The sequence below is a fragment of the Paenibacillus sp. LT-B23 genome (assembly GCF_059417685.1).
Map to the genome: position 1 here is coordinate 1 of NZ_JBSQBM010000009.1, position 26,641 is coordinate 26,641.

Below are 26,641 nucleotides of genomic sequence, written 5' to 3' on the forward strand. Positions count from 1 at the left end.
TGTCCCTTTAGAGGATAATGAAGACATACATATTAGGGCCTTTAGCTCAGCTGGTTAGAGCGCACCCCTGATAAGGGTGAGGTCGGTGGTTCGAGTCCACTAAGGCCCACCACTTCTTGATGACACAAAATGACTGGGGCCATAGCTCAGCTGGGAGAGCGCCTGCCTTGCACGCAGGAGGTCAGCGGTTCGATCCCGCTTGGCTCCACCAATATTCCCTGATAGCTCAGTTGGTAGAGCACTCGACTGTTAATCGAGTTGTCACAGGTTCGAGTCCTGTTCGGGGAGCCAAATCTTGAATATTTCTGAATCTTATATATAAGATGGCGGCGTAGCTGAGTTGGTTGAGGTCTGCGGTTCATTCCAGTGAGGTTAAGGATGTAATCCTTATACTGCTTGTTGGAGAGATACCCAAGTGGCTATAAGGGGATCCTCTGCTAAGGGTTTAGACTGCGAGAGTGGTGCGAGGGTTCGAATCCTTCTCTCTCCGCCAGATATTATTTATTGTTAAGGCCCGTTGGTCAAGCGGTTAAGACACCTCCCTTTCACGGAGGTAACAGGGGTTCGATTCCCCTACGGGTCATGGTATGGAGGCTTAGCTCAGCTGGGAGAGCATCTGCCTTACAAGCAGAGGGTCGGGGGTTCGAACCCCTCAGCCTCCACCATTTATGTTATACAAGTATTCCCTTTTAATGTCGCGGGGTGGAGCAGTTCGGTAGCTCGTCGGGCTCATAACCCGAAGGTCACAGGTTCAAATCCTGTCCCCGCAATTGATTTTCCTTAGGATTATCTATGGAACTGTGGTGTAGAGGCCTAACATGCCTGCCTGTCACGCAGGAGATCGCGGGTTCGAATCCCGTCAGTTCCGCCATTTTATGAAATATATAACTGGCATTTTTGTGTATTCTACATATAATGTGGGTTTGTATATTACAGATATAAAACAATATATGGCTCGGTAGCTCAGTCGGTAGAGCAGAGGACTGAAAATCCTCGTGTCGGCGGTTCGATTCCGTCCCGAGCCACCTTTCAAGTGGGAATGAGTAATGTGCCGGTGTAGCTCAACTGGTAGAGCAACTGACTTGTAATCAGTAGGTTGGGGGTTCAAGTCCTCTCGCCGGCACCATTTTGGAGGATTAGCGAAGTGGCCAAACGCATCAGACTGTAAATCTGCTCCCTTACGGGTTCGGTGGTTCGAATCCATCATCCTCCACCAGTCTTTTCATAATCATTATGGCGGTCGTGGCGAAGTGGTTAACGCACCGGACTGTGACTCCGGCATTCGTGGGTTCAAGCCCCATCGGCCGCCCTTTATTTTCATTTAATGGGGATTAGCCAAGCGGTAAGGCAACGGACTTTGACTCCGTCATGCATAGGTTCAAATCCTATATCCCCAGCCATTAAGAGCCATTAGCTCAGCTGGTAGAGCACCTGACTTTTAATCAGGGTGTCGAAGGTTCGAATCCTTCATGGCTCACCATTTATATTTATTTTGCGGTCGTGGCGGAATTGGCAGACGCGCACGGTTCAGGTCCGTGTGGGCTAACCCCCGTGGAGGTTCGAGTCCTCTCGACCGCACCATATTTTGCGGACGTGGCTCAGCGGTAGAGCATCGCCTTGCCAAGGCGAGGGTCGCGGGTTCGATTCCCGTCGTCCGCTCCATTATCCATTCGGCGCCATAGCCAAGTGGTAAGGCAAAGCTCTGCAAAAGCTTCACTCCCCAGTTCAAATCTGGGTGGCGCCTTTACTGCTTATTATGGATTACATTTTGCGCCCTTAGCTCAGCTGGATAGAGCGTTTGACTACGAATCAAAAGGCCGGGAGTTCGAATCTCTCAGGGCGCGCCATTTTCTTAAAAATGTATAATATCGGGATGTAGCTCAGCTTGGTAGAGCACCTGGTTTGGGACCAGGGGGTCGCATGTTCAAATCGTGTCATCCCGATACTGATTTGCGGGTGTAGTTCAATGGTAGAACTTCAGCCTTCCAAGCTGATAGCGTGGGTTCGATTCCCATCACCCGCTTTTTGCTATAGCGGATTCTTGTTGCCTCAGTGGTGACACCTTATAAATAAAGAGAGCCTGTCTGGGGACAGCGCTCTCTCTTTTTTATTTATGCTGCTATATCTTTACACAGGAAGGGTCAGTTGGATGGAGGTCCCGTGTTCCGGTGCAGAGGTTACGCTGATCCATCCTCCTACGCCCCTGGCTCGTTCCTCCATGCTGAACAGTCCCACGCCTTCCCCTTGAGATTGCTCAGAGAATCCGATACCCTCATCCCAAATGGTCACTTGTATGACTTCACCCTGATCCTCTACGTCGACATGTGCCTCAGCTACGTCCGCATATTTGGCTACATTCGTCAAGGCTTCCTGTACAATCCGATAAATCGCTATTTCCTTTCGGATATCAAGGCGTTTACGCAAATTACATTGAAAATGTACCTCAATTCCGTAATGAGAACAATAGTTTTCAATATAGGTCCGTATGGCTGGTACGACGCCCAAATCATCCAGAACTGAGGGGCGAAGTTCCCACGCCAGTCCGCGGACATCCTTAATAATGTCAGTCACCTGTGAACGCAGTTTTTCCAGAGCAGGATTAGGCTGTTCGGCAAGCTGACTATCCAGTTGAATAATCAGCGAAAACAAGCTTTGCCCAATTCCATCATGCAGCTCTCTTGAAAAACGCTTGCGTTCTTCCTCCTGTATTTGCATCACTTGCGTCATCATCGTCTGCAGCTCAGCTTCTACTTTTTTAAGTTTGGTTACCTCATTACGGATCGCCAAATACTGATAGGGCTTACCTTCTTCGTCCATGAACGGAACGATGGTGGTATTCACCCAATAGTAGGTGTTGTCTTTGGCTCGATTACGTATTTCTCCCTGCCATACCTCGCCTGAACGAATTGTGGTCCACAGGTTTTTCATAAAGGCAGAAGTATGATAGCCCGAATTAATGAGGCGATGATCCCGACCGATCAGCTCTTCCCGACTGTATTGCGAAATCTCGCAGAACTTGTCGTTGACGTACTGAATAATGCCGCGGTGATCGGTCAAAGCAACGATAGAGGACGTATCCAACGCGAATTTCAGATTGGATAACTGGTGGAGTGAGTTACGCAGTGCATGGAGAAAAGGGGATTCCGGTATATGCGCTTCCAAATCATCCAGCAGCTTATCGGCTGACTCGCCAAAAGCATGCTGGAGCAAAGGATTAGAAGGTTCATTCATAATGCAGCAGCCCCTTTTTTAGTGCAAATTTGACCAGCTCGGGCCGTGTTTTCAGGTTAAGCTTCTCCATCAGATTACTTTTGTGGGACTCCACGGTTTTAACGCTGATCACCAAGCGCTCGGCAATTTCCTTGTTCGCGTATCCCTTGGCTACCCACGAGAGAATTTCCTTTTCCCGTTCAGAAAGGGACTCATACGGGCCGGCTATGCCTTCCTTCTTGATCTTGTCCAGATATTCACTCATCAGCCGTTTGGTTGCATTCGGGTACAGATAGGCGCTACCTTCGGCGACAGACTGAATGGCAGCAAGTAATTCCTCGTGAGGTGCGCTTTTTAAAATATATCCGGAGGCTCCGGCCTGAATGGCCCGAAACAGATATTCTTCATCGTCATGCATCGTTAAAATAAGCACTTCTGTATCAGGCAACTGTTTTTTCAATTCAGTGGTTGCCGTAAGACCATCTTTGCCAGGTGGCATACTAAAATCCATGAGTACGACATGGGGCTGTAGCTCTATCGCCTTGCGAATCGCTTCATCCCCATCCGCTGCATCTCCTACCACCTTAATACCGTGTTTGCCGTCCAATAGGGCCATGAGGCCGGAACGTACGACAACATGGTCATCCACTACAAGTATACGAATCAATTTGTCATCCCCTCGAACGGTAGAACCGTACGTTTTGTCATCATCATATCAAATTTAAGGGATTCCAATCAACATAGACAGTTAGGTACAGTTATATGATCTCATAGAATAAGAGTGTGGGCACATAGCTGACCAAGCTGCTCGGCCACTTTTGTGGCCCCTGCGACGTCGGAATCGGTGAACACTTTCACATCACGATTACCGAGAAGCAATACACCGTTCGGCAGATCCCCTGTGCTGGAAAAGGGAATAGCCACAGCAGAGTGAAGCTGTTCCGCCAGCATCAGCGCACATTCCTGACGTAAACGGATGCTGCCGGAGAGCATAGCGCTTACGGTCACGGTACGCCCCAGACGAACAGCCATCCCGGCAATACCATGCCCTACCTTAAAAGAAATACGCCTATAGCGTTCGCTGCGGCTGCCAGAGGCATAATACCATTGCAACACACCGCCCGGCTTGGACATGAGCGCAAGTGCTGTGAGATCCCCATAGATACGATCTCTCAACTGATCCAGTGCTTTGCGCATTTCATCCGTTATTTCTAGCATAGAAGACACATCCTTTTTCGTAACAAAACTGTAGCTCTAACTTATTGTAGTTCCAGCAGTTACAAAAGTAAGTCAGGGAACCCCCTGATCTATAGGTTCAGGAAACACTGACTTTTGAACAGGCGGGGCAAGGAGTAGGAGGGAGCCCGATAAATTAGGCTCTGCTCGATGACGAGAGTGATATTTATCACAGCAAATCAGGGAGTAGGGAGGTATAAAATCAGGTGTTCTCCTGATAACAACTGATGCGTCAAAACATTATGATATAGATATCAGGTAAACACGAGGAGGACGCTAACATGCAAGCCACTTGTACGGAACGGTTTGGAGATAAGGTGGAACGCACGGGAATTCAGCTTTTTTTGACGGAGGAACATTTTGAGCTGCTGAAGGATATCATGTCCTGGAAAAAGGTAAAGGCGGGTATTACGCTTTTTAGAGAGGGCGAAGAATCGGAGCAGCTTTATTATATACATTCGGGCCATGTTAAGCTTCGCAAGTCGACAGAAGACGGAAAAGAATTGATTTTGACCATTCAGCATCAAGGCGACTTAATCGGGGAGTTCAGCGGGATAGATGGAGAAGAGTATAGCTGCACCGCAGAAACAGCCGATGCCTGTGAGCTGGGCGTGGTGCGTGTTCAGGATCTGGAATCGCTTCTGTCCAAAAATGGAGCAATGGGGCTCCAATTCATTCAGTGGATGGCTATGAAGCAACGGATTATGCAATCGCGGTTTCGGGATTTGCTGCTGTATGGTAAAACAGGAGCATTGGCCTCTACGCTGATTCGGGCGAGTAATACATGCGGTGTAGCGGTGAAGGATGGCATTTTACTGAATATGAAGCTGAGTCACTCCGAGCTGGGTGAAATGATTGGAGCGACACGAGAGAGTGTGAATCGGATGCTAAGCTCGTTGAAGGAGCAGGGGACGCTTGATACGCGGGATGGAAAAATAGTCATTCACGATCTCAAGGTGCTGCGCATGATGTGCTGCTGCCCTTCGTACGGTCAATGTGCGCATGAAATCTGCCGACTCTAAAAAATATGAACATAAATAAGGCGGAGTCCCTGAGGACCCGCCTTGATTTACGTCTTCTGACGCACCTGTACTTATACATCAGCATTTTGCATCATTCGATTCCGAACGCTTAAAAGTACAATATATAGACGAACTAAACCATTTCGATCTTTATATTGCTGATTTGAAATCGCTCTTGGGATTTATGCAAAATGCTCACATTTATAACATAAAAAAAGCTAATCAACGCCGTATAGCGGTCAATTAGCTGGGGAGACGATTATTGATCTATTTCAACCTGTTCTGTCTGGAGGACACTTAAGGCTTGAAGTTTACGTGTAATTTCCTTTTGCCACTTTATATCTCCGACCTGTACCGCAAGATTGAGAAGATCCAAATAATCATCAATATGCAGGGAGGTTCTACTAAAAGCTTCTTTCACTGCGGTCCTGCCTCCTTTGGAGTCCATGTATAGTTATCTTTTAATAATGAGAATCATTATCAAAGGATGAGCTTATTCATATTATGCCTGTGTTCGAGATAAATTGCAAGTTATGATATGAATGAATTTTGAAGCGCACGAATGAGGGCTTGAAAAAACAAACCCTTCTCCTTAAGTTCACACATTGTTCACTTCTTTTCTATAGAACATAATGAAAAGAACAAGCGGGCATTGAGTATTCACCGACAGGAGCGATTCGCACAATGCTTCAACAAGAGGAGGAAAAGGAATATGGGCAGAAATAAAATGAAAGCGCTATCTATTTTGGTGGCGAGCGCCTTGGCATTGACGCTGACAGCTTGTAATAACGGACAGAGCGCAAGTCCGGGGGACTCAGGAAGCAAGGGTGGAGGCGCGGTAAGTAAAGAAGTGACGATCACCTTCCAGAACATTAATCCTGATCCCAGCACTCCTTCATACAAAATGATAAAGCAAATTGTAAGTCAATATGAGCAGAATCATCCGAATGTCAAAATTGAGCTGGATTCGCTGAATACAGATCAACAAAAGCTAAAGCTGAAAACACAGGCGGCGGCGAAGGAAGTTCCGGATATTACGATTGTAAACCCGGCCGCACAAATGAAGCCCTTCGTGGATGCCGGGTTACTGGCTCCCCTGAACGATGTGGCAGATAAAGATGGCTTAAAAGATACATTTCAGGATGGACTGCTCGATTATTATAGCTTCGATGATAAGTTGTACGCTTTTCCGGACGGTAACAATATAGAAGTGGTGTTTTACAATAAGGAGCTGTTCGAGCAGGCGGGAATTCAAAAGCTGCCGACCACCTTTGATGAGCTGATTACGGCCGTCAAGGCGCTGAAGGGAAAGGGGATTACCCCGATTGCGATTGGGGAAAAGGATTCGTGGACCGGATCACTCCTTTTCATGAATATTTTGCTGCGTACGAATGAAGGGCCGAATTTCCTCAAAGATGTGCTGGACGGCAAAAAGACGTTTAATGATCCGGCCTTTGTGGAAGCAGTGGATGCATTTCAGGAACTGGTGCAGGCAGGGGCATTCCCGGATGGAGCTACCTCCATTGACTATAATGCGGGCGGCAATATTTTTAAAACAGGAAAAGCCGCGATGTATATCATGGGCACATGGGAAACAGGGTCTATTGATGCTTCTTCGGTAGCAGGCAAGGTGGGCGTGTTCCAATTCCCTACGGTGAATGGCAAGGGAGATGTGAATGAGTATGTGATTGCGCCGGGCAGTGCGTTTGCAGTATCGGCGAATAGTGAGCATTTGCAGGAGACGAAGGATTTTCTGCACTATTTTATTACAGAGATGCCCAAGATCCAGTTTGATCTGAAAAATGCAATTGGCAGCGGTCAGAAAATGAAAGGCGATCTGAAGGAGGCGGGCTACTCCGAGTTGGCGATTAATCTTAATGAGCTGTTCAAAAATGTGAAGGGCGGCGACCTCGCTTTTGATAATACGATGAATCCGGCTATTGCGCAGGCGCATCTGAGCAGCATTCAAAACCTGTTCGTGCAAAAAGAAGACTCTGCACAAGTTGCCAAGGAGCATCAGAGCGCTTTTGAAGCGAATAAATAAGTGAGGATTCTGCAAAAATCCAATAAGCGATTTCCAACGAACAATATATAGATCGAAATGGCCTAGTTCGTCTATATATTGCACATTGGAGCGACTGGAATCGAATTTTGCAAAATCCTGAAGTTGCAGCTTAACAGGGGAGGGGCGCATTAGTTCCTTCCCTGATTTGGGATAACCATGAGCTGCGCATCCTTATAAGATGTTCAGAAAAAATACAAAGGAGATTGGAGCATGAATGTACTGAAGGTGCCGACACGCACCATTGCCGTTTTCGTGCTGCCCTGCCTGCTGCTGTATACCTGTATGGTGTTTGTTCCGATTCTGGTGTCGGTGTACTGTGGACTGCTGGATTGGAACGGAATATCTGAGGCGAAGTTTGTGGGGCTGGCGAATTTCGAGCGAATATTTACAGCCGATCCGGTGTTCTGGCCGTCTGTGAAGCGGACGATGATGTTCGCTGTGTTTTCCATGCTGGAAATTCCGTTCTGTCTGCTGCTGGCTATTTTGCTCAATCGCTATGTGCGTAAGGCGAATACGCTGGTTACGATGTATTTTCTGCCAGTCATTCTGTCAGTGGTTATTATCGGGCAACTGTGGAAGACGATCTATAATCCGGCATCGATGGGTGGGATGCTGAACGGTATTTTGATGTCGGTCGGGCTGGAAAGCTGGACACGCTCATGGCTGACAGAACCGCAGATTGCTATGTACGCGCTCTATTTTGTGTCGTTGTGGCAGTATTTTGGCTATCATCTGCTGATTCAGTTTACCGGGGTGCAAAATATTCCGAATGAGTTGTACGAGGCAGCCAAAATGGATGGAGCTGAGGGTTTTAAAGCAGATCGTTATATTACGCTGCCGCTCATTGTGCCTATTTTCAAAATATCAATGGTATTGGCCTTTATTGGTTCTCTGCAATCGTTTGATCTGATCTGGGTGATGACGGGTGGAGGGCCTGCTCATGCAACGGATACAGTATCCACATATATGTACAACATGTCCTTTTTGTCTATGAAATATGGATATGGCAGCGCATTGGCCTCGTTTCTCGTCATTATCTGTTTGTCATTTACAATTGTGATAAATTTTGTTTTCAAACGAATTGAAAATAAGGTAAGCTAAAGGGGATGAAGCTGTGAACACCATGAAAAAAACATTAGTCTTTTCCTTGCTGGCGGTTTTGATCGTCACGCAGCTGTATCCACTCTTCTGGCTGCTGACCTATTCGTTGAAGACGAATGAAGAGATTTTGAGCGCAAGCTTCTTTGCACTCCCTCAAGTGCCCCAGTGGCACAACTATCAGGAAGCTTATGAATCAGGGAGCTACTTGCGCTATTTGGGAAACAGTGTGCTGGTGACCGGAGTTACGATGCTATTCGTCATTTTGTTAAGCTCGATGACTGCTTATGCGATTACGCGTTTCCGCTGGCGCTTTGGGGCTGCTGTGCTGACCTTGTTTCTGATCGGAATGATGATTCCGATGCAGGCAACGCTGCTGCCGCTGATGGTGATGTTCAAAAACATCAACATTCTCAATACGTATTTCTCGCTGATTTTACCCTATATTGCATTTCAGACACCAATTGCGGTTTTCATCCTGTCCGGCTTTATGCGGTCCATTCCCCACGAGATTGAAGAATCCGCTTATATTGATGGGGCGAGCATTTATCGTATTTTCCGCAGTGTGATCTTACCCATCTCGATTCCGCCGATGATGACGGTGTGTATTTTGACCTTTATTAATATCTGGAATGAATACATTATGGCTGCCACCTTTATCTCGTCCGAGAAGCTCAAAACACTCCCTTTCGGCGTCTATACATTCGTCAGCCAGTATTCTGTGAATTACGGCAATATTGGCGCTTTTCTGGTTATGGGTGCCTTACCGGTCATTATTATTTATTTTGTCCTGTCCGAAAAGATTACCAAGGGCATGGTAGCGGGGGCGGTTAAAGGGTAGGCGAGCGATCCGAAAGGAGCGCACGGAGGAATGATGCGCCGTTTTCAGTCTATTCACCACCGCTTGTTTATTCTGTTCCTGTTGAGCATGTCCGGTATTGTGCTGGCGATCAGTCTGTTATTTTATAACCGTACCACGGTGCAGTTCCACGATAAGGTCAGTGAACTGGCGCGTAAAAATGTTTCCCAAACGGCAGGACTGTTCGAATTGCTGCTCAGCAGCTATAACAGTCTGTCCAAATCGATCAGCAACAATATGGATTTGGTTCGTCTGCTAACGACGGACACCAGCGATTTGCCCGCCGTCAATTACATCAATGAACGTACAATTACTAATATTCTGGGAGCTATCTATTATTCGCGGGAGGACCTGATTGGCATTCATGTCATCACAGACACAGGCAAGGTATACAACTACGGGAATTATATGAATGTCATTGATACCGATTACGAACACACCGAATGGTATAAGGAAATTCGAAAGTCAGCGGGCAAAATCGCATGGCTGGGCGTTTATCCTCACTCTGTCATTGACCAGGTAGAAACCAGACCCGTATTTGCGTTCGGGCGCCAGCTCTATGATCTGGATGAGCATAAGCCGATTGGTATTGTCCTGTTTGAAGCTGAACCGCGTTCTGTTCTGTCCGCACTCCATAATTTGCGGCTGGGTACCAATAGTCGGGTGTATTTGGTTGGCCATGAAAACCGGATTGTGTCAGCTACCTCCTCTGAACCACCCCCGGATCTGCAAAGTCTGGAACAGCAGGTACCGGAGGATGATGTCATTGTAAACCGGAGTAATGAGAATGTTGTAATCGCTTCCAAGTTGCCGTTTGCCGATTGGTCGGTCATTAGCGTGACACCCAGCGAGGACTTAAACGTGGAGCTGGTGCAAAATCAAAGGTATTTGCTCATTGTGGTGCCTGTGCTCATTATTTTATCCGCGTTGATCGCGTCCATCGTTTCTAGGAGTATTTCGCTTCCGTTGAAGCGGGTTATTCGGGAAATGAAGCGGGTGGAGACGGGGAATTTCCGCCATACGGTGGAGATTGAATCGTATGAGGAAATCAACCAACTGGCAACCTCCTTCAACCATATGGTAAGACGGATTGCCGAGCTGATTGAGCTGGTTCGTATATCATCGGTCAGTGAGAAGAATGCCGAGTTGCACGCGCTCCAGACGCAGGTCAATCCGCATTTTCTGTACAACACGCTGGATATGATCTACTGGATGCTGGATGAAAAGGGACAGGATCAGCTCGGGGAAGTGGTGCTTTCCTTATCCCATATGTTCCGCTACAGCAGTCATTGGGAGGAAGGAGCCGATGTCAGCCTGCGCGAAGAAGTAGAGCAGATAGGGCATTACCTCACCATTATTCAGGCCCGGCTGGAGGGCAGGGTATCCGTGGACATCAGTATTGATGAGTGCTGGATGGATATCCGTTTGCCGAAAATGACCTTACAGCCGTTGATTGAAAACGCGGTTAAGCACGGACTGGAGCCTCTTCATGCGAATACAGGCGGCAAGCTGCTCGTCAGGGCAGAGGAATATGACGGTGTTTTAAGCCTGCATATTATGGATAACGGCGCAGGTATGGAGTACGAACGATGGGAGGTGGTTCAGGTTGCTTTGGCAGAACCCGGCAAGCAGACGGGCAGCGGGCAGGCGGGAGGCATCGGCCTGCAAAACCTAAATTTACGGCTACGGCACATGTTCGGAGAAGAGTACGGCCTACGGATCTCCAGCGCACCTGGGGCCGGAACGACAGCCACTGTAAGTGTGCCTCTGCCACAGAAGGAGGAGAAACATGAATATTCTGATAGCTGACGATGAAAGTATGATTCGGCAGGGGATTCGGCGCACCATTGGCCAGGCTCTGCCAGCCTGCGGCATTCATCTCGCTGCTTCCACCGAGGAAGCAGCAGGCATTCTGGCGGAGCATCCCGTGGATATTGTATTAACTGATATCCTGATGCCTGGTATGGATGGTCTGGAATTCATGCGCATTTCCAAGCGAAAGCATCCTCATCTACAGTGGGTTGTAATTTCGGCCCATTCCGACTTCCAATATGCGCAAAGAGCGGTAAAGCTGGGTGCCAAAGACTACCTGTTAAAGCCAATTGGTAAGAAGAAGCTGCTGGAATGCATAGAAATGCTGACAGCCGAAGCGCTTGTCGCCTCACAGCAGGCGAACGAGGGCAAGCTGCTCAAGTCCAATATGGTCTATTTGCGTGAAGCAGTTTTCCAACGCCATGCACTTGGACTGGATACTGGGAAGCTCGATATACAGCCGTTTGTGGAAAACTATCCGGAGTTTCATCTCTTCATGGTTCGTATGGAGCCTGATCACAAGCAGACGCATCTGGAGCATTTTATGATTGAAAATGTACTATCCGAGCTGATTGAGGCAGGTGGCAGTGGCTTTGTCGTCAGTCTCGACCGCCATAGCCTGCTGGGCATTGCACGGCTACGGGATGAGGCAGAGGCGGCACGGCTGGAAACGTTGCTCGAATCCCACTTGAAGCGTTATGTGAGGGTACCGTTACAAATTACACGTTCGGGGGTTCACCACAATTTTGCATCCATTCCCGAAGAAGTGGCACGGCTAAGACGAACGCCCGAGGAGATTGCGGCGGCGGCAGTGGACGCCGGAGAATGTCTGCGAAAAGGCATGCATACGGTGGATGTGGCGTTGCAATACATTCGGGCTCACTTTACAGAGGAGCTGTCGCTGGAGAAGGTAGCTTCGGTTGTCTTTTTGAATCCGGTGTATTTCAGCCAGTTGTTCAAGCAAAAAACCGGACAAGGCTATAAGGATTACGTTATTTGCTTACGAATGGAGGAAGCGAAGCGGCTGCTCGGTGATCCTCATCTTCGGCTAGCTGATATATCCGAGCGGATTGGTTATCAGGACATGCGGCATTTTACACAGGTATTCCGGCGCAAATGTGGAATGACTCCGACTGAGTATCGGCATCAGGGAGTCAAATAAGGCGGCAACAACAAAGGAATGACCGAGGTTCATCCAGCATAGGGCTGTTTCATGAGTAGAGTTGTAGAGAGCATCTACTCGGGAGCAGTCTTTTTCGTGTGTCCAGCTTGGAGCTGTTCAACCAATTTGCGAGCCGCATTGGATAAATAACGATCCTTGCGCCATACGACGGCAGGCCGGGTAAAGGGAAACGGCTCCTTAATGGAGAGCGTGCGAAATCTGTCCCCATATTCTTGTCCCAAGCCAGCGTCTGGAATGATGGTAATCCCCATGCCTGTGGATACGAGCGAGAGAATAGTCGATATTTCAGGACAGTCCAGTACGACGCGCGGAGTAAGATGGTGTTCCTGAAATTTGCGGATGACGGTTTCGTATAGCCCGTGTCCTTCTGTTCGGCGTCCCAACAAGAGGTCATAGCTGGCTGATTCCTGTAACGTAATTTCACCACTCGGATGGCGATCTGCCCATTCACATGGAAGTACTGCAACAAAAGAAACGCCCTCCAGTTCAATCGTATGGTACGAGTTGTCGTTTACCGGAAGCAGCAGCAGAGCCAGATCGACTTTATTTTGATGCAGCAGTTCCTCCAGATGATGTGTGTCTCCGTGTCCTATTTTAACGTATACCTCCGGATAATTCTGATGAAAGCGTCTGAGTTGTTCGGTAATCAGAGACATGCAGGCCGATGAAGTGCCTATGGACAGGGTGCCGGTTACATTGCTTTCGAACTCTCCAATTTCTCTACAGGTATCCTCCATTTCAGCCAGTAATCGTTTGGCGCGGGTGTATAGTGCATATCCGGCCTCGGTGACCTCCCACTTCTTTCCTTCCCGGTAAATCAGCTTTACCCCAAGCTCGTCCTCCATATTTTTGAGCTGCTGACTCAGCGGAGGCTGGGCCATGTTGAGCGTGCGTGCGGCTTTGGTGATTTGCCCTTCCTCCACAATGACGCAAAAGTAATGCAGATGCTTCATATCCATTGGGGGTTTCCACCTCATTTCTGAACAACGCTTCGATTTGAATACTTTTAAAGTATGCATTACATATATTATATATATTTTTCGTGTGCAAGGAACAGGCGTATAATTTTTGACAGTGATGCATGGGTGAACATACAACGATGGGGTGGAAGGAGGGGACATATGAAGAAAATCATTGTAGGAATATCGGGAGCGACAGGGCCGATCTTCGGTATCCGTATATTGCAACAATTACGGGAGGCCGCAGTGGAGAGCCATCTGGTGTTATCCCCGTGGGCTATTGCGAACATTCCCTATGAGACAGGCTACACGGTGAAGGAAGTGGAGGCCATGGCGGATGCAGTTTATTCGTATAAGGATCAGGCTGCGCGTATTTCCAGCGGCTCCTTCCGGGTAGATGGCATGATCGTCGCTCCTTGCAGTATGAAGACGCTCGCCTCTATTCGTATCGGTATGGCGGACAACCTGCTCACCCGATCAGCGGATGTAATGCTGAAAGAGCGAAAGAAGCTGCTGCTCATGACCAGGGAAACACCATTAAGCAGTATTCATCTGGAAAATATGCTGGAGCTGTCACGTATGGGCGTGATGATCCTGCCGCCGATGCCTGCCTTTTATAATCATCCTGCAAGTATCGAGGAATTGGTGGATCATATTGTTTTTCGCGCATTGGATCAGTTCGGTATTGTCACTACCGCAGCTAAGCGCTGGGATGGAATGAAGCAGGCTGACTCCAGACTGCACCAGAATTGAGAAAACGGAAGAGAAAGGAGAATGAATGATGGCTTATAAAGACTTTCGCGATTTTCTGCATACTTTGGAAAAGGAGGGACAATTGCTTACGATCAGCGATGAAGTAAAGCCGGAGCCTGACCTCGCAGCATCTAACAGAGCGTTAAACAATATGGGAGATAAGACACCTGCCCTTTTTTTCAACAATATCTATGGATATACGGATGCTCGTATTGCAATGAATGTGATGGGCTCCTGGCCTAATCATGCCCTCATGATGGGAATGCCAAAAAACACGCCGCTCAAGGAGCAGTTTTTTGAATTTGCCAGACGCTATGAACAATTTCCGGTGCCCGTGAAGCGGGAAGAAACCGCTCCTTTTCATGAAGTCGAGATTACAGAGGATATTAATTTGTTTGATATTTTACCGTTGTTTCGTTTGAACCAGGGAGACGGAGGGTTTTATCTGGATAAAGCGATTTTGGTGTCACGCGATCTGGATGACCCGGACACCTATGGCAAGCAAAATGTCGGCTTGTACCGGATGCAGGTCAAGGGCAAAAACCGTTTGGGTATCCAGCCTGTACCGCAGCATGATATTGCGATCCATATCCGTCAGGCTGAGGAACGCGGTGAAAATCTGAAGGTCGCTATTGCTCTCGGATGTGAGCCTGTGATTACCACGGCTGCTTCTACGCCGCTGCTGTACGATCAATCCGAGTATGAGATGGCGGGCGCCATTCAGGGTGAGCCTTACCGTGTGGTCAAAGCCAAGGATGCGGATCTCGATCTGCCTTGGGGAGCCGAGGTTATTCTGGAAGGTGAAGTGTTAGCGGGTGAGCGTGAGTTTGAAGGTCCATTCGGTGAATTTACAGGTCACTATTCCGGCGGCCGCGCGATGCCAGTCATTCAGATTAATCGTGTATGTCACCGTAAGCAGCCTATATTTGAGCATTTGTACATCGGGATGCCTTGGACGGAAACGGATTATATGATCGGTGTGAATACAAGTGTACCGTTGTTTCAACAGCTCAAGGATGCATTTCCTAATGAAATCGTAGCCGTTAATGCCATGTATACGCATGGGCTGGTCGCTATTATTTCCACGAAAACCCGTTATGGCGGCTTTGCGAAGGCTGTGGGGATGCGTGCGCTAACGACTCCGCATGGATTGGGATATTGCAAGCTGGTGATTGTGGTGGATGAGGATGTCGATCCGTTCAATCTGCCGCAGGTCATGTGGGCCTTATCCACCAAGCTGCATCCGAAGCATGATGCTGTCATTGTGCCGGGCTTGTCAATTTTACCGCTTGACCCTGGCTCTGATCCGGCAGGTATGACGCACAAAATGATATTGGATGCGACGACACCCATAGCACCGGATATTAGAGGCCATTATTCGCAGCCGCTCGATTCTCCGCTGGGTGTAGCGGAATGGGAAAAAAAGCTGAGCCATATGCTTCGTTAAATATTTTTGAAAATATAGAAAGATTAAAGGAGTGCTGACAGATGCATATTTGTCCCCGTTGTGAATCTAATCGTTCGGAGGTTGTTACCCGTTCGCCAGTGAAAGGCGCCTGGGAGGTCTTGCTGTGTCCTGTATGTATGTTCACATGGCGCACCTCGGAACCGGATAGCATTACTGATCCGGCAAAGTATAAATCGGCGTTCAAGGTGAACCCCCAAGATATTCCGAATGCCGCCCATGTCCCTCCTATTCCAGAGCGGGTACAGGGTCGTTCGTAAGCAGCCGTAAATTATGGTACTTTGAAGATATAGGCCAAATGTAAAGGGGATTATACTTCATGCAGACACCAAGGATCGGTAAGGAGCTGTTCTCGCTGCTGGATGGCAAGGGGTTGGAAAAAAAGCAGCATGAAGCGATGATGCTGCTGACGGTCACGGAGGACCAGTGGCCGCATATTGCAATGGTTAGCGTGGGCGAGGTTGTAGCGCTGGATGAGGGAAATCTGCGTCTGGCACTGTGGCCAGGCACGACTACGACGGGCAACATGATTCGTACCGGAAAGGCGACGCTCGCGGTGTTCATCGGCGGGAAGGCGCATTATGTCCGATTGTCGCTGGAACACCTGCCGGCTTTGCCCGGGGCCAAGCATGTACGCGAGCGTTTTGCGGCACGGATTTTTGCAGCCAGAGAGGATTCTGCTCAATATGCGGATATCTTGACAGGTGTCACGGTTCGTCTCAAGGAGCCGGAATCGGTGATCCATCGCTGGAAAGAAACGGTGGCCGAGCTGTTAATGTAAAGCCATTTGGTTATGACAAATAATCTTTGTATTTACTGGGTTTACCGTTAAAATAAATGTGGGGGATAAGCGCTTACAAGTAATTCAGGTTGGGCTTGTTGGTACAGGAAATTGGAGAGCGAGGGAAAGCTTGTTTCTTTTGAGAGCAAAAACAGGAGGAATGAATATGTCTCGTTTTGAAAAGGTAGATCAGTTACTGCAACAATTCGTAGCGAATGGGCCAGCAGGTTGTGGTTGTGCCATTGCACAAAATGGCCAAGTGTTGTATGAAGGGTATCACGGATATGCTGATCTGGAAGCTCGAAAACCAATCACTGAAGATACTGTGTATCGCTTGTTTTCCATGACAAAGGTTATTGTATGTGCGGCAGCACTTATGCTGTACGAACGCGGACAATTTTTGTTGAATGAGCCTTTGTATGAATATTTACCTGAATATCGTAATTCGCATGTATTTAAAACCGCTCCTAACGGACACACCTACATGGATAAGGCGGAAAACCCCATTTTAATTAAGCATATATTCAATATGAGTGCGGGGCTTCCTTACGCTTCCGAGTATTCAGATACAGGAAAAGCTATGCAAAAGGTCATTACAGCATTAAGGGAAAAGCAGGGGAAATATGATCTGCGCGCAGAGATTAAAGCGCTTTCTGAAGTTCCGCTTGCCTTTGAACCGGGAACACGATGGTTATACGGATATGGACATGATCTTGTTGCAGGTCTTATTGAAGTCATTTCAGGAAAACCATTAGGACAATTCCTAAAGGATGAGATTTTTGATCCGCTTGGAATGAAGAATATAGGCTACCGTTATCGTGGAGATATTGAATCGCGTATGGCCTCTTTTTACCAACGGACAGACACCGGTGAGCTTGAAAAAATTGAGGGCTTCTTGGATGAGCATCATCAGCCAGACGCTGTATATGAAAGTGGAGGGGCAGGTTTGTATTCGACAGTTAAAGAGTACCTCACATTTTCACAAATGCTATCAAATGGCGGTGCGATGGACGGTGTGAGGCTATTAGGGAGAAAAACAATTGATTTAATGCGCACTAATCATCTGAATACAGCCCAATTATCCGATTTTACGAATTCATATCATACAGGTTATGGTTACGGACTGGGCGTGCGCACGTTAATTGATAAAGCGGCTGGGCATGCAAACAGCTCTATTGGAGAATTTGGCTGGTCGGGAGTAGCAGGTACTTGGGTTTCTATAGATCCAAGCGAGCAGTTCTCGGTCGTTTATATGCATCAGCTATTCCCGAATATGGAAGAATACCATCATTTGAGGCTTCGTGCAGCAGCTTACAGCTGTTTGTAAAAGTGAGGTTATATGTAACGGCTTAATCCTTGTCAGTACCGATTCTAGTTAATAAGGACCAAATTTCCTTTAAAGCCTAAACTATTCTTTTCCACATGTCGACATAAAAAGTAGGTATAAGGATTTTGCGAAATCCTTAATTTTAAGTTTCGAAATGGGAGGGAATTAGATTTTGAAGAATAGATGGTCCGGTTTCTTGGCGTTGGTCATCCTGATCTCAAGTTTTACATCATACGCAGGGTTTGCATCCGCAGCTGATCCGGTGCTTTCCAAGATTGTCCTTTCCTCTAACGAGGTAACTGTGCAGCAGGGAGATATGGCTGCGTTGACGGCTACGGCTATTTATGCCGATGGGACGACTTCAAATGTAACTGTAAGCACGGATTGGAAAAGTGATAATACTGCTATTGCTACGGTATATAACGGTACGGTTTCAGGTAAGGGCGAAGGGGAAGCAACTGTGGTTGCGACCTATAAAGATAAGATACAATCGGTTCAGGTGCATGTAACGAAAAAGGTTAAGGCACTGACATCCAGTGTCCAAAGCCTGAGCTTGCGTTCAAGCGGTACAGGACAGGTCGATCTGACAGCGACTTACAGTGATAACACGACAGCTCAGGTATCGGGTGATGCGACTTGGACTTCGGATAATCAAAAGGTAGCAACCGTTGTTAACGGATTGGTGACCGCTCAGGGAGCAGGTACAGCCAATATTAAAGCCGTATACGGTCAACAGAACGTAACGATTGCTGTACAGGTAGAACAGGTTAAACGTCTGGATGTCAGTTCATCAGAAGTTTCCCTTTTGTTGAAGGATACCGAGAAGGTTAAACTGACGGCGACCTTCCCCGATGGAACGGTGCAGGATGTTACAGAGTCCGCCGATTGGAGCTCAAGCAATGCAGCCGTGGCGGATGTGCTGAAAGGCACGATTACGGGCTACAGCGCGGGTAAAGCGACGATTACTGGTAAATACGGTACGATGTCTGCTACCATTTCGGTGGATGTGGATCAAACGAATAAGCTGAAAGCCAGCGAATCCAATATTTTTCTCCGTTTGGATGAATCCAAAAAAGTACAGGTTTCTGCGGTGTACCCGGATGGAACGGTAACGGATGTCACGGATAAAGCCACATGGTCCACAAGCGACGAAAAAATTGCGACGGTGACCAAAGGAACGATTATGGCGATTGGAGCGGGTTCGGCTACGGTGACCGCGAAGTATGGCGATAAGACGGTTTCGATTAAGGCAGACGTGGAAACGTCCAGATATCTGGATTTGAGCGAGGACAAGCTGAGCCTGAATGCCAAGGAATCCAAGAAGCTCAAGCTAACCGCGACGTACGTAACAGGTACGGAAGAAGATATCACGGATAAGGCAGAATGGAAATCCAGCAATGAAGATATTGCTTTTGTCAGTAAGGGTGAGGTAACGGGCTATAAAACAGGTGAGGCTACGATCACTGCTTCTTATGGCGGCAAAACAGTCACAGCGACGGTATCTGTGAATGTGCCTGGTGATCTGGCATTGTCCTCCAAAACGGCAACGATTGATATTAATGAGGACTATGTTGCGACTCTGACTGCTACCTATGCAGATGGTCGTAAGGAAGATGTTACACAGGATGCAGAATGGACTTCAAGTGCGGAAGATGTTGCTTCGGTATCCAAAGGTACAATTACAGGTAAAGCAGCGGGGAAGGCGGTTGTTACAGCCACTTATAATGGCAAAAAGCTGACCATTAATGTACAAGTCGGTCTCGTAGACCGTTTGGAAACAGACACACGCGTGATTGCGCTTGGTGCCCAGGAAACGAAGCAGTTGAAAGTAACAGGCGTCAAGAGTGGCGGTACAAAAACAGATGTAACCAAGGATGCCACCTGGACTACCAGCAATGTGAAAGTGGTCGAGGTTAGCGAGGGCTTGATCAAAGCGAATGGCAGTGGTAAGGCTACTGTTACAGCTTCTTATGGCAAGCAAAGCATTACATTTACAGTAGAAGTGGATGTGGCGCAACATATTGAGGCGGATGCTATCGCGTTATCGCTTAAATCCGGAGATCAAAAAACCATCGCAATTGTGGTCAAATCCAGTGATGGCAAAGAAAAAGACGTTACGGCCCAAGCTGAATGGAAAACGCTCAATTATAAGGTAGCTACGGTCAAAAAGGGCCAGGTTACCGCAGTAAGCTACGGTAAAACCAATATTCAAGCGAAGTTCGGCGGGAAATATATCACCGTACCGGTGGATGTCGATACGCTTAAATATTTGCAAACTGACGAAGTCTCGCTGAATTTGAAAGTAGGACAGGTAGCTAAAGTTACGGCTACAGCTACGTATAAGGATGAGTCGGAGAAGGATGTATCCAAGCCGGCTGTCTGGTCCTCATCCCGAATTATTGTTGCTACAGTTAAAGACGGCAGCATTAAGGCACAGGGTAAAGGTAAAGCTGTCATTACGGTGAAATATGCAGGTAAAACGACGAAGGTACAGGTGAACGTTCAGTAAGAAAAAAGGGGTGTCCCAAAAGCCATGGAAATGGCAATGGGGCGCTCCTTTGCTTTAGAGAAGGATATTCGTTGGCACTCAGATGGACGCTTCGCGAACGGACCGTTGTTCCAATCGCTGTTGTGACCAGATTTTTTCTATTCCCCTTAGCGGTGAAAATCCGGGCACAAAGGCGACCGCTTCCGCTTTTCCACAATCGTTCCGTCCTCTCCGCTGCTTTAAGCGAAAAAAGCTTCTGTAATCCTTCTAAAATCATAAAAAAACCGTTCTTTGATAAAATGGAAGTGTCGAGCAACCTTTTCACCTTCATGTGGCTGGCCAGACGGCAGCTTCTCTCCCGATCTACATGCGGGAGGAGGTTTACCGCTTAGAAGCTATGACTTATCCTTCTTGGCTGGTATGTTGCGCGTAAGCGACTCCGTCAGACGCTTGCCGGTCGGCGTTTGGGCCAGGCCGCCTTTGGCGGTTTCGCGGTGCTTGGATGGCATCGCGCTGCCGACTTCGAGCATCACGTCGATGACTTCGTCAGACGGGATGGCGCTGCGCACACCCGCCAGAGCCATATCCGCAGCGGCAAGCGCGGTCACGGCTCCCAGCCCGTTGCGCACGATGCACGGAATCTCCACGAGCCCGGCGACGGGGTCGCAAATCAGGCCGAGCGTGTTCTTGAGCGCGAGGCCCACTGCATGAATGGCCTGCTCTGGCGTACCGCCGCGCAGCTCGACCATAGCGCCTGCGGCCATCCCGATGGCTGAGCCAATCTCGGCCTGACAGCCTCCCTCCGCACCGGAGATGAAGGAATTGTTGGCGATGACGTAGCCAATCGCCCCAGCGGCGAACAGTCCGCGCACCATATGCTCGTCATCCCAGCCGAACCGCTCCTGCGCGCTGATGAACACGCCGGGGATGACCCCGCATGAACCCGCGGTAGGCGTGGCAACAATGCGACCCATGGACGCATTGACCTCCGACACGGAGAGGGCGTACGCCATGGCGAGTGCCGAGGCATCGCCAGAGCAGGTTTCCCCTGCACGCAAATATTCCGCCAGGCGTTTGCCGTCGCCGCCCGTCAATCCGCTGCGGGATACAGTGTCCTGTGTTTGCCCGCGATGAACGGCTTCCTTCATGACTTTATAATAATCAGACATTTGGCGGAAGATTTCTTCCTCCGGTGTGTTCGTCTCTTGTACCTGTTCCTTGATCATCAGGCGACCAATCGTAGTGGATTCCTCGGCGCACAAGGCACCTAATTCATGCAGATGGCTAAACCGCATCGGATTCAGCTCCTTTTTTCAAATTAATCATTTTGATTTCATACATATGAGGCAAAGCCCGCAGTTCGGCAATTAATTCAGCAGAAGCGGGGCTATCGGTTTCAATAGCAGTGAGCGCTTCGCCATCCCGGCCTTTGCGATCCACGTGCATGTAGGCAATGTTAATGTCAGCCGCACCCAGCGCCGAAGTCACCGCGCCCAATGTTCCGGGCTTATCCGAGTGAAGAAGCACCAGCGTAGGCAGCTCTCCAGTCAGATTGACCCGGAACTCGTTAAGCTGCTGGACATGAATGTTTCCGCCGCCGATGGAGGAGCCTAGCAGCGTGCGCTGGTCTTCACCTTTCCATAGCTCGAAGCGGACCGTGTTCGGATGGGGGGCGGGCAGTCCGCTGACAGCGAACTCTACTTCCATCCCGGCCTGCTCTGCACATTGCTCCGCATCCGGAATCCGGTAGTCGTCTGTATCGTAATTCAGCAGTCCGGCAATGAGTGCCAGGTCTGTGCCGTGTCCCTTGTACGTATCGGCAAATGAGCCGTACAGCGTCAGGCGGGCACGGTCAGGTTGCGCACCGAGCCAGTGCCTGGCAACACGTGCGAGCCGCACCGCGCCAGCGGTATGTGAGCTGGAGGGTCCGGTCATAGCCGGACCGATAATGGAAAATACATCTTTGAAACGCATGGTGTGGCCCCCTGTATGTTTGAATACCATAGTATATGGTGCTGCCGCGCTTTTGCACGGGTGTGACGGTTTCTAATGCTGACGCAGCATGTAAGCACAAAAAAGGACAGGATAAGGAAATTTCCCTTATCTCTGTCCTCGTTACCTGAGAGTTTCGTGCGGTGTATACCGCCTTACCCCTTGGGTGGCTTGCGCTCTCTCCAGAGTTGCGTCAGATGACGATACATGGACCTGAGAGATTATCCGCCAGCCGGGTGCTGACGTCTTGCTCCTTCGGTGCTGCCGGATGTGATTCCCGGACAGGCTCTCCCGTCATCTTCATTCGCGTATACCGTTCAACAATTCCTCCTAAGCGTAATGTATGCCATGCCCAGTGTCAATCACAGGTTGGAATTTTACAGAATCAGGTACCTTCTCAATAAAAAAGATTAAATTTTACATAATTATGGATGAAAACAGGAAGGAATTAGAAGGTTAATAGCTAATCTGATAGAGGACAAGCTAATTTATGGAATAATGGGAGGGACATTTACGTATGGTAAAAGGTTTCCGGTTCACAGGTTCACGCTTAAAAGGAATGCTGCATCTGGCGGCAATCGTATCACTGCTGGTAGGACTCTTCGTTCCATTCGGCCAGGTCAAGGCAGAGGGCTCGTTGACGGTAGCGGAAGCGCTTCAGCGTCAAAGCAGCGGAGGTACGGTGACGGTAGAAGGCTACGTCGTCGGACATGCCACCGGATCGAAAACAGCTAATTTCTCTGCCCCGTTTGCAAACGATTTTAACGTACTGATTGCGGATCAGGCGAGTGAACGCAATACGTCTAATCTGTTAAATGTACAACTGACATCCGCGTATAGAGGACCATTCGGGCTGTCAGGCCATCCTGAGCTGATCGGCAGTAAAATTCGCGTGACGGGTACGCTCGGTGCCTATAACAATTTTGGCGGCGTGAAAAGCCCAAGCGCTGTGGAGCTGGTAAGCGGAAGCGAGCCTGGAAATCCTGGTGATCCGGGCGAACCTGATCCTGGTACCCCGGGTCAACCCGGTACGACATTACCGGATGGAAAAGGCAAAAAAGTGCTGTTCGATAATACGCACGCACAGACAGCCGGAGCAGCAGATTGGGTTATTGATGGAGCCTTTTCCGATTTTGCGGGCGGACTGCGTAATGCAGGTTTTACCGTGGACCAGTTGGACCGTTCCATTCCTTTTACCTATGGAGAGCAGGCTATAACGTACGACAAGCTGCGTCCATACGATGTGTTCATCATTGGTGAAGCCAATGTTGCCTTTAAGGCATCCGAGCAGGCCGCACTGGTGCAATATGTGAAGAATGGAGGCAGCGTCTTCTTCATTTCTGACCACTATAACGCTGACCGGAACAAAAACCGTTGGGATTCCTCCGAGGTTATGAACGGCTACCGCCGTGGAGCCTATTCCAATCCGGCCAAAGGCATGACTACAGAAGAAGCTGCATCACCAGCTATGCAGGGATTAACCAGTTCCGACTGGCTGGCGACGAACTTTGGCGTTCGTTTCCGCTACAATGCACTTGGTGACGTGAACGCTACGGATATCGTAGCGGCAGATCAATCCTTTGGCATTACGAAGGGTGTACGTTCGATTGCAATGCATGCTGGTTCTACACTGGCGATTATTGACCCGACCAAGGCGAAAGGAATCGCTTATATCCCTACAGGCACGAAAAAATGGGGCAATGCCGTGGACCAGGGTGTCTATAACGGCGGGGGTCGTGCTGAAGGACCTTATGCTGCTGTAGCCAAGGTAGGTCAGGGCAAGGCAGCGTTTATCGGAGATTCTTCGCCAGTTGAGGATGCCACGCCGAAATATGTACGTGAGGAAAACGGACAGTCGAAGAAGACGTACGATGGATTCAAGGAAGTGGACGATTCCACCTTCCTGGTACAGACGGTCCAATGGCTCGCATGGAAGCAGGACTATACGAAGCTGTCCGATGTGGCGGGCCTGACGCTGGACCAGCCAACACAGCTACTACCGTTTGAGGAGCCTGCGGCTTCCACGGAACCGCAGCCTGAGCCTTGGGCTGCTCCGGCAGCGGGCTACAAATGGTACGATCCAAGAACGTTCAAATCCGGCTCCTATGGAGCGGCTTCGTAACTAACGAAGAGAGTACAATTTGAGCTGGACCAGCCAGTCGCTTGATCCCTTTAAGGGGGTCAGGCGGCTTTTTTTGCGCTGAAAATTAACCTGTGGTTGGTTATTTCATTACATTTTGTGCCAGAAAGGTCGCGCTGCTGCTGAATCATTGGTTTTTTAAATGATCATGATAGTCTAATCTTAATTGATATATCCATATACTGGTGATAGGATGAATTCAAATTATTCCGACTAAATCGGTATGTAATGTTGATGAGAGGTTTAACATCAAGCGTGGCGTGCATAAGCAGGACAAGGCCATGGAGAACGGAGGAAGCACACACATTGAGTATCGAGCCGGTGTTGGAGATCAAAGGGTTAACGGTATCTTTTCGCATTAAGGATCAATATTACCCCGCAGTTGACCATCTCGATCTGACGGTCAACCCCAATGAGGTGCTGGCTGTGGTCGGGGAATCCGGCTGCGGCAAAAGCGCGCTGGCGCTTTCGATAGCACAACTGCATGATCTGGAGCGTACCCGCGTGGAGGGACAGATTCTTTTTAAAGGCACGGATCTGAATCGTCTCTCCACAGGGCAAATGAACAAAATCCGCGGAGCAGGCATCGGCATGATTTTTCAGGACCCGCTGACAGCACTGAATCCGCTAATGAGCATTGGTAAGCAAATTGAGGAAAACCTCGATTATCATACGACCCTCTCTACGAAGCAGAAAAAGGCACGTGTGCTGGAATTGCTGGAGAGTGTGGATATTCCGAATCCCGTACGTGTATACGACCAGTATCCGCATGAGCTGTCAGGGGGGATGCGGCAGCGTGTGATGATTGCGATTGCCATCGCTTGTCGTCCTTCCCTCATTATTGCAGACGAGCCGACTACAGCGCTTGATGTAACCATTCAATCTCAAATTCTCGACTTGCTCAAGCAGCTTCAACAGGAGACTGGAAGCGGCATTATCCTGATTACGCACGATCTTGGCGTTGTAGCAGAGGTGGCGGACCGCGTGGTGGTCATGTATGCCGGAGAAATCGTGGAAAGCGCCAATGTTTTTGAATTGTTCCGACAGCCCCAGCATCCGTATACGCGTTCTTTGCTCGCATCCATGCCGGGATCGCATACCAAGGGAGAACCGTTGCACGTCATCGGAGGAATCGTCCCTTCCTTGCAGGATATTCCCCGCAATAGCTGCCGCTTTGCTCCACGTATCCCCTGGATTCAGCATGAAACGCATGAGGATCATCCCCTTTTAAGTGAGGTTTCTCCCGGGCATTGGGTCCGCTGTACATGTTATCAGCATTTTCATTTTGAAGACGAGGCAAAGGGGGAAGCTGCTCATGGCACTGCTGGAGCTAAATGATCTGAGAGTCCATTATCCGGTGCGCGGTGGTTTCTTCCAGCGTGTGGTCGATCAGGTAAAAGCGGTGGATGGTGTGTCCATCAGCATTGAGGCGGGTCAGACGTACGGGCTGGTTGGAGAATCCGGCTGCGGAAAAACGACTACAGGAAGGACGATCATCGGTCTAAATAAGCTGACGAGTGGACAGATTCTTTTTAAAGGAAAGGACCTTGCGGCCCTGAGCCGTAACAACCTCCATCCGCTGCGGAGAGACATTCAGATGATCTTTCAGGACCCGTATTCCTCGCTCAATCCGCGTAAGCGTGTGCTGGATGTCATCGCTGAGCCGTTGCGGAATTTCGAAAGGCTGAGTAGTGAGGAGGAACGCCGAAAAGTTCAGACGCTGCTGGAAAAGGTCGGCTTGAACGCCGATGCGGCCTACAAATATCCACATGAATTTTCCGGGGGACAGCGGCAGCGGATCGGCATTGCACGTGCGCTCACGTTGAATCCAAAGCTGATCATTGCCGATGAGCCGGTATCAGCGCTGGATGTGTCCGTTCAGGCACAGGTGCTTAATTTTATGAAGGATGTGCAGCGGGAATTTAATTTGACGTATTTGTTCATCAGCCACGACCTCGGTATTATCCGCCATATGTGCGACCAAATCGGGATTATGTACCGGGGGCGTCTGGTGGAGCAGGGAAGCGAACAGGATATTTATGAGCATCCGCAGCATTTGTATACCCAACGGCTCATTGCGACCATTCCGAATATAGATCCTGCCAAGCGGCTGGACAATGCTCAAAGAAGGCGAACGCTGTTGTCCTCCTACAAAACAGAACTGCCCAAACATCTGGACGAGAACGGCAAGCCGTTTGCGCTAAAAGCGGTAAGCCCGTCCCATCAAGTCGCTTTACCATAAAGGGGGGAC

The 26,641-nt window shown here is 49.0% G+C and carries 22 protein-coding genes, 20 tRNA genes and 1 riboswitch; of the genes, 35 read left to right on the forward strand and 7 right to left on the reverse strand.

Annotated elements, in window-relative coordinates:
* Positions 1-35 precede the first annotated feature (35 nt).
* From ACWXW9_RS12520 to ACWXW9_RS12615, 20 genes are all read left to right on the forward strand, one after another.
* Positions 36-112, forward strand: a tRNA-Ile gene (locus ACWXW9_RS12520).
* A gap of 23 nt (positions 113-135) precedes the next feature.
* Positions 136-211 (forward strand) — tRNA-Ala (locus ACWXW9_RS12525).
* Positions 212-215: 4 nt separating this feature from the next.
* Positions 216-291: transfer RNA gene (locus tag ACWXW9_RS12530), tRNA-Asn, on the forward strand.
* Between the two features lie 110 nt (positions 292-401).
* Positions 402-493: transfer RNA gene (locus ACWXW9_RS12535), tRNA-Ser, on the forward strand.
* Positions 494-511: 18 nt separating this feature from the next.
* Positions 512-583, forward strand: a tRNA-Glu gene (locus ACWXW9_RS12540).
* 6 nt (positions 584-589) lie between these two features.
* Positions 590-665 (forward strand) — tRNA-Val (locus ACWXW9_RS12545).
* A 31-nt stretch (positions 666-696) separates the two neighbouring features.
* Positions 697-770, forward strand: a tRNA-Met gene (locus ACWXW9_RS12550).
* Positions 771-794: 24 nt separating this feature from the next.
* Positions 795-871: transfer RNA gene (locus ACWXW9_RS12555), tRNA-Asp, on the forward strand.
* A gap of 81 nt (positions 872-952) precedes the next feature.
* Positions 953-1,025, forward strand: a tRNA-Phe gene (locus ACWXW9_RS12560).
* A 25-nt stretch (positions 1,026-1,050) separates the two neighbouring features.
* Positions 1,051-1,126 (forward strand) — tRNA-Thr (locus ACWXW9_RS12565).
* Between the two features lie 4 nt (positions 1,127-1,130).
* Positions 1,131-1,216, forward strand: a tRNA-Tyr gene (locus tag ACWXW9_RS12570).
* A gap of 20 nt (positions 1,217-1,236) precedes the next feature.
* Positions 1,237-1,309, forward strand: a tRNA-His gene (locus tag ACWXW9_RS12575).
* A gap of 16 nt (positions 1,310-1,325) precedes the next feature.
* Positions 1,326-1,400: transfer RNA gene (locus ACWXW9_RS12580), tRNA-Gln, on the forward strand.
* A gap of 4 nt (positions 1,401-1,404) precedes the next feature.
* Positions 1,405-1,480: transfer RNA gene (locus ACWXW9_RS12585), tRNA-Lys, on the forward strand.
* Positions 1,481-1,494: 14 nt separating this feature from the next.
* Positions 1,495-1,581, forward strand: a tRNA-Leu gene (locus tag ACWXW9_RS12590).
* A gap of 6 nt (positions 1,582-1,587) precedes the next feature.
* Positions 1,588-1,662: transfer RNA gene (locus tag ACWXW9_RS12595), tRNA-Gly, on the forward strand.
* Between the two features lie 10 nt (positions 1,663-1,672).
* Positions 1,673-1,744 (forward strand) — tRNA-Cys (locus ACWXW9_RS12600).
* Positions 1,745-1,770: 26 nt separating this feature from the next.
* Positions 1,771-1,847: transfer RNA gene (locus tag ACWXW9_RS12605), tRNA-Arg, on the forward strand.
* 22 nt (positions 1,848-1,869) lie between these two features.
* Positions 1,870-1,943, forward strand: a tRNA-Pro gene (locus ACWXW9_RS12610).
* A gap of 9 nt (positions 1,944-1,952) precedes the next feature.
* A tRNA-Gly gene (locus ACWXW9_RS12615) sits at positions 1,953-2,023 on the forward strand.
* Between the two features lie 104 nt (positions 2,024-2,127).
* Here the strand turns inward: ACWXW9_RS12615 and ACWXW9_RS12620 are convergent.
* The 3 genes from ACWXW9_RS12620 to ACWXW9_RS12630 all read right to left on the reverse strand — a co-directional run bounded on the left by ACWXW9_RS12620 (position 2,128) and on the right by ACWXW9_RS12630 (position 4,428).
* Positions 2,128-3,231 carry a PAS domain-containing protein gene (locus ACWXW9_RS12620; RefSeq protein ID WP_494929669.1) on the reverse strand — a complete coding sequence of 368 codons (1,104 nt, stop codon included), beginning with the start codon at positions 3,229-3,231 and terminating at the stop codon, positions 2,128-2,130.
* A complete protein-coding gene (locus tag ACWXW9_RS12625; protein WP_044647721.1) occupies positions 3,224-3,877 on the reverse strand; it encodes a response regulator in 654 nt (217 codons plus the stop codon). Before ACWXW9_RS12625 ends, ACWXW9_RS12620 begins: the two co-directional genes overlap by 8 nt.
* Positions 3,878-3,978: 101 nt before the next feature.
* Positions 3,979-4,428: a GAF domain-containing protein gene (locus ACWXW9_RS12630; RefSeq protein ID WP_494929670.1), complete on the reverse strand. Its 450-nt coding sequence runs from the start codon at positions 4,426-4,428 to the stop codon at positions 3,979-3,981.
* A gap of 299 nt (positions 4,429-4,727) precedes the next feature.
* Here ACWXW9_RS12630 and ACWXW9_RS12635 point away from each other — a divergent pair, with 299 nt between their 5' ends.
* A complete protein-coding gene (locus ACWXW9_RS12635; protein WP_494929671.1) occupies positions 4,728-5,468 on the forward strand; it encodes a Crp/Fnr family transcriptional regulator in 741 nt (246 codons plus the stop codon).
* Positions 5,469-5,727: 259 nt separating this feature from the next.
* On the opposite strand, the gene ACWXW9_RS12640 is transcribed toward ACWXW9_RS12635, so the two are convergent.
* Positions 5,728-5,889: a lysine-specific demethylase gene (locus ACWXW9_RS12640; RefSeq protein WP_014279404.1), complete on the reverse strand. Its 162-nt coding sequence runs from the start codon at positions 5,887-5,889 to the stop codon at positions 5,728-5,730.
* A 291-nt stretch (positions 5,890-6,180) separates the two neighbouring features.
* Between ACWXW9_RS12640 and ACWXW9_RS12645 the strand changes: the two genes are divergently transcribed.
* The 5 genes from ACWXW9_RS12645 to ACWXW9_RS12665 all read left to right on the forward strand — a co-directional run bounded on the left by ACWXW9_RS12645 (position 6,181) and on the right by ACWXW9_RS12665 (position 12,464).
* Positions 6,181-7,512: a sugar ABC transporter substrate-binding protein gene (locus tag ACWXW9_RS12645; RefSeq protein WP_494929672.1), complete on the forward strand. Its 1,332-nt coding sequence runs from the start codon at positions 6,181-6,183 to the stop codon at positions 7,510-7,512.
* Positions 7,513-7,743: 231 nt separating this feature from the next.
* On the forward strand, positions 7,744-8,634 hold the full coding sequence (locus tag ACWXW9_RS12650; RefSeq protein ID WP_494929673.1) for a carbohydrate ABC transporter permease: 891 nt from the start codon (positions 7,744-7,746) through the stop codon (positions 8,632-8,634).
* A gap of 13 nt (positions 8,635-8,647) precedes the next feature.
* Entirely contained in the window at positions 8,648-9,472 is an 825-nt protein-coding gene (locus ACWXW9_RS12655; protein ID WP_283654274.1) for a carbohydrate ABC transporter permease, read from the forward strand.
* A gap of 30 nt (positions 9,473-9,502) precedes the next feature.
* Positions 9,503-11,299, forward strand: a complete 1,797-nt coding sequence (locus ACWXW9_RS12660; protein WP_494929674.1) for a cache domain-containing sensor histidine kinase — start codon at positions 9,503-9,505, stop codon at positions 11,297-11,299.
* On the forward strand, positions 11,280-12,464 hold the full coding sequence (locus tag ACWXW9_RS12665; protein ID WP_494929675.1) for a response regulator: 1,185 nt from the start codon (positions 11,280-11,282) through the stop codon (positions 12,462-12,464). The genes ACWXW9_RS12660 and ACWXW9_RS12665 overlap by 20 nt, the downstream gene beginning before the upstream one ends.
* A 74-nt stretch (positions 12,465-12,538) precedes the next feature.
* Here ACWXW9_RS12665 and ACWXW9_RS12670 read toward each other — a convergent pair whose 3' ends face one another.
* A complete protein-coding gene (locus ACWXW9_RS12670; protein ID WP_494929676.1) occupies positions 12,539-13,444 on the reverse strand; it encodes a LysR family transcriptional regulator in 906 nt (301 codons plus the stop codon).
* Positions 13,445-13,606: 162 nt separating this feature from the next.
* On the opposite strand from ACWXW9_RS12670, the gene ACWXW9_RS12675 reads away from it, so the two are divergent.
* The 6 genes from ACWXW9_RS12675 (at position 13,607) to ACWXW9_RS12700 (ending at position 20,279) form a co-directional block, all read left to right on the forward strand.
* On the forward strand, positions 13,607-14,197 hold the full coding sequence (locus tag ACWXW9_RS12675) for a UbiX family flavin prenyltransferase (RefSeq protein WP_494929677.1): 591 nt from the start codon (positions 13,607-13,609) through the stop codon (positions 14,195-14,197).
* A 28-nt stretch (positions 14,198-14,225) separates the two neighbouring features.
* Positions 14,226-15,644, forward strand: a complete 1,419-nt coding sequence (locus ACWXW9_RS12680) for a non-oxidative hydroxyarylic acid decarboxylases subunit C (protein WP_494929839.1) — start codon at positions 14,226-14,228, stop codon at positions 15,642-15,644.
* Between the two features lie 41 nt (positions 15,645-15,685).
* On the forward strand, positions 15,686-15,922 hold the full coding sequence (locus tag ACWXW9_RS12685) for a non-oxidative hydroxyarylic acid decarboxylases subunit D (protein ID WP_025685903.1): 237 nt from the start codon (positions 15,686-15,688) through the stop codon (positions 15,920-15,922).
* 59 nt (positions 15,923-15,981) lie between these two features.
* A complete protein-coding gene (locus tag ACWXW9_RS12690; protein WP_494929678.1) occupies positions 15,982-16,443 on the forward strand; it encodes a pyridoxamine 5'-phosphate oxidase family protein in 462 nt (153 codons plus the stop codon).
* 166 nt (positions 16,444-16,609) lie between these two features.
* Entirely contained in the window at positions 16,610-17,770 is a 1,161-nt protein-coding gene (locus ACWXW9_RS12695) for a serine hydrolase domain-containing protein (RefSeq protein ID WP_494929679.1), read from the forward strand.
* Positions 17,771-17,942: 172 nt separating this feature from the next.
* Positions 17,943-20,279, forward strand: a complete 2,337-nt coding sequence (locus ACWXW9_RS12700) for an Ig-like domain-containing protein (RefSeq protein ID WP_494929680.1) — start codon at positions 17,943-17,945, stop codon at positions 20,277-20,279.
* A 374-nt stretch (positions 20,280-20,653) separates the two neighbouring features.
* Here the strand turns inward: ACWXW9_RS12700 and sdaAA are convergent, their stop codons facing one another.
* Together sdaAA and sdaAB are read right to left on the reverse strand one after the other, a co-directional pair.
* Positions 20,654-21,553 (reverse strand): L-serine ammonia-lyase, iron-sulfur-dependent, subunit alpha, encoded by a 900-nt coding sequence (sdaAA, locus tag ACWXW9_RS12705; protein ID WP_494929681.1) that lies wholly within the window; start codon positions 21,551-21,553, stop codon positions 20,654-20,656.
* Positions 21,543-22,232 (reverse strand): L-serine ammonia-lyase, iron-sulfur-dependent subunit beta, encoded by a 690-nt coding sequence (gene sdaAB, locus ACWXW9_RS12710; protein ID WP_494929682.1) that lies wholly within the window; start codon positions 22,230-22,232, stop codon positions 21,543-21,545. Before sdaAB ends, sdaAA begins: the two co-directional genes overlap by 11 nt.
* Before the next feature lie 209 nt (positions 22,233-22,441).
* Positions 22,442-22,554, reverse strand: a riboswitch (glycine riboswitch).
* Positions 22,555-22,767: 213 nt separating this feature from the next.
* On the opposite strand from sdaAB, the gene ACWXW9_RS12715 reads away from it, so the two are divergent.
* The 3 genes from ACWXW9_RS12715 to ACWXW9_RS12725 all read left to right on the forward strand — a co-directional run bounded on the left by ACWXW9_RS12715 (position 22,768) and on the right by ACWXW9_RS12725 (position 26,632).
* Positions 22,768-24,372: a DUF6359 domain-containing protein gene (locus ACWXW9_RS12715; RefSeq protein WP_494929683.1), complete on the forward strand. Its 1,605-nt coding sequence runs from the start codon at positions 22,768-22,770 to the stop codon at positions 24,370-24,372.
* 324 nt (positions 24,373-24,696) lie between these two features.
* Positions 24,697-25,728, forward strand: coding sequence for an ABC transporter ATP-binding protein (locus ACWXW9_RS12720; RefSeq protein WP_494929684.1), 1,032 nt, complete (start codon positions 24,697-24,699; stop codon positions 25,726-25,728).
* Positions 25,706-26,632, forward strand: a complete 927-nt coding sequence (locus ACWXW9_RS12725) for an ABC transporter ATP-binding protein (protein WP_494929685.1) — start codon at positions 25,706-25,708, stop codon at positions 26,630-26,632. Before ACWXW9_RS12720 ends, ACWXW9_RS12725 begins: the two co-directional genes overlap by 23 nt.
* The last annotated feature ends 9 nt before the right edge of the window (positions 26,633-26,641 follow it).

What these genes read in the sequence shown, in the direction of transcription:
- ACWXW9_RS12690 (WP_494929678.1), top strand. Translation starts at nt 15,982, where the DNA reads ATGCAGACACCAAGGATCGGTAAGGAGCTGTTCTCGCTGCTGGATGGC.
- ACWXW9_RS12695 (WP_494929679.1), top strand. Translation starts at nt 16,610, where the DNA reads ATGTCTCGTTTTGAAAAGGTAGATCAGTTACTGCAACAATTCGTAGCG.
- ACWXW9_RS12670 (WP_494929676.1), bottom strand. Translation starts at nt 13,444, where the DNA reads ATGGATATGAAGCATCTGCATTACTTTTGCGTCATTGTGGAGGAAGGG.
- ACWXW9_RS12645 (WP_494929672.1), top strand. Translation starts at nt 6,181, where the DNA reads ATGGGCAGAAATAAAATGAAAGCGCTATCTATTTTGGTGGCGAGCGCC.
- ACWXW9_RS12680 (WP_494929839.1), top strand. Translation starts at nt 14,226, where the DNA reads ATGGCTTATAAAGACTTTCGCGATTTTCTGCATACTTTGGAAAAGGAG.
- ACWXW9_RS12635 (WP_494929671.1), top strand. Translation starts at nt 4,728, where the DNA reads ATGCAAGCCACTTGTACGGAACGGTTTGGAGATAAGGTGGAACGCACG.
- ACWXW9_RS12675 (WP_494929677.1), top strand. Translation starts at nt 13,607, where the DNA reads ATGAAGAAAATCATTGTAGGAATATCGGGAGCGACAGGGCCGATCTTC.
- ACWXW9_RS12665 (WP_494929675.1), top strand. Translation starts at nt 11,280, where the DNA reads ATGAATATTCTGATAGCTGACGATGAAAGTATGATTCGGCAGGGGATT.
- ACWXW9_RS12650 (WP_494929673.1), top strand. Translation starts at nt 7,744, where the DNA reads ATGAATGTACTGAAGGTGCCGACACGCACCATTGCCGTTTTCGTGCTG.
- ACWXW9_RS12725 (WP_494929685.1), top strand. Translation starts at nt 25,706, where the DNA reads ATGGCACTGCTGGAGCTAAATGATCTGAGAGTCCATTATCCGGTGCGC.
- ACWXW9_RS12630 (WP_494929670.1), bottom strand. Translation starts at nt 4,428, where the DNA reads ATGCTAGAAATAACGGATGAAATGCGCAAAGCACTGGATCAGTTGAGA.
- ACWXW9_RS12620 (WP_494929669.1), bottom strand. Translation starts at nt 3,231, where the DNA reads ATGAATGAACCTTCTAATCCTTTGCTCCAGCATGCTTTTGGCGAGTCA.
- ACWXW9_RS12685 (WP_025685903.1), top strand. Translation starts at nt 15,686, where the DNA reads ATGCATATTTGTCCCCGTTGTGAATCTAATCGTTCGGAGGTTGTTACC.
- ACWXW9_RS12715 (WP_494929683.1), top strand. Translation starts at nt 22,768, where the DNA reads ATGGTAAAAGGTTTCCGGTTCACAGGTTCACGCTTAAAAGGAATGCTG.
- ACWXW9_RS12660 (WP_494929674.1), top strand. Translation starts at nt 9,503, where the DNA reads ATGATGCGCCGTTTTCAGTCTATTCACCACCGCTTGTTTATTCTGTTC.
- sdaAA (WP_494929681.1), bottom strand. Translation starts at nt 21,553, where the DNA reads ATGCGGTTTAGCCATCTGCATGAATTAGGTGCCTTGTGCGCCGAGGAA.
- sdaAB (WP_494929682.1), bottom strand. Translation starts at nt 22,232, where the DNA reads ATGCGTTTCAAAGATGTATTTTCCATTATCGGTCCGGCTATGACCGGA.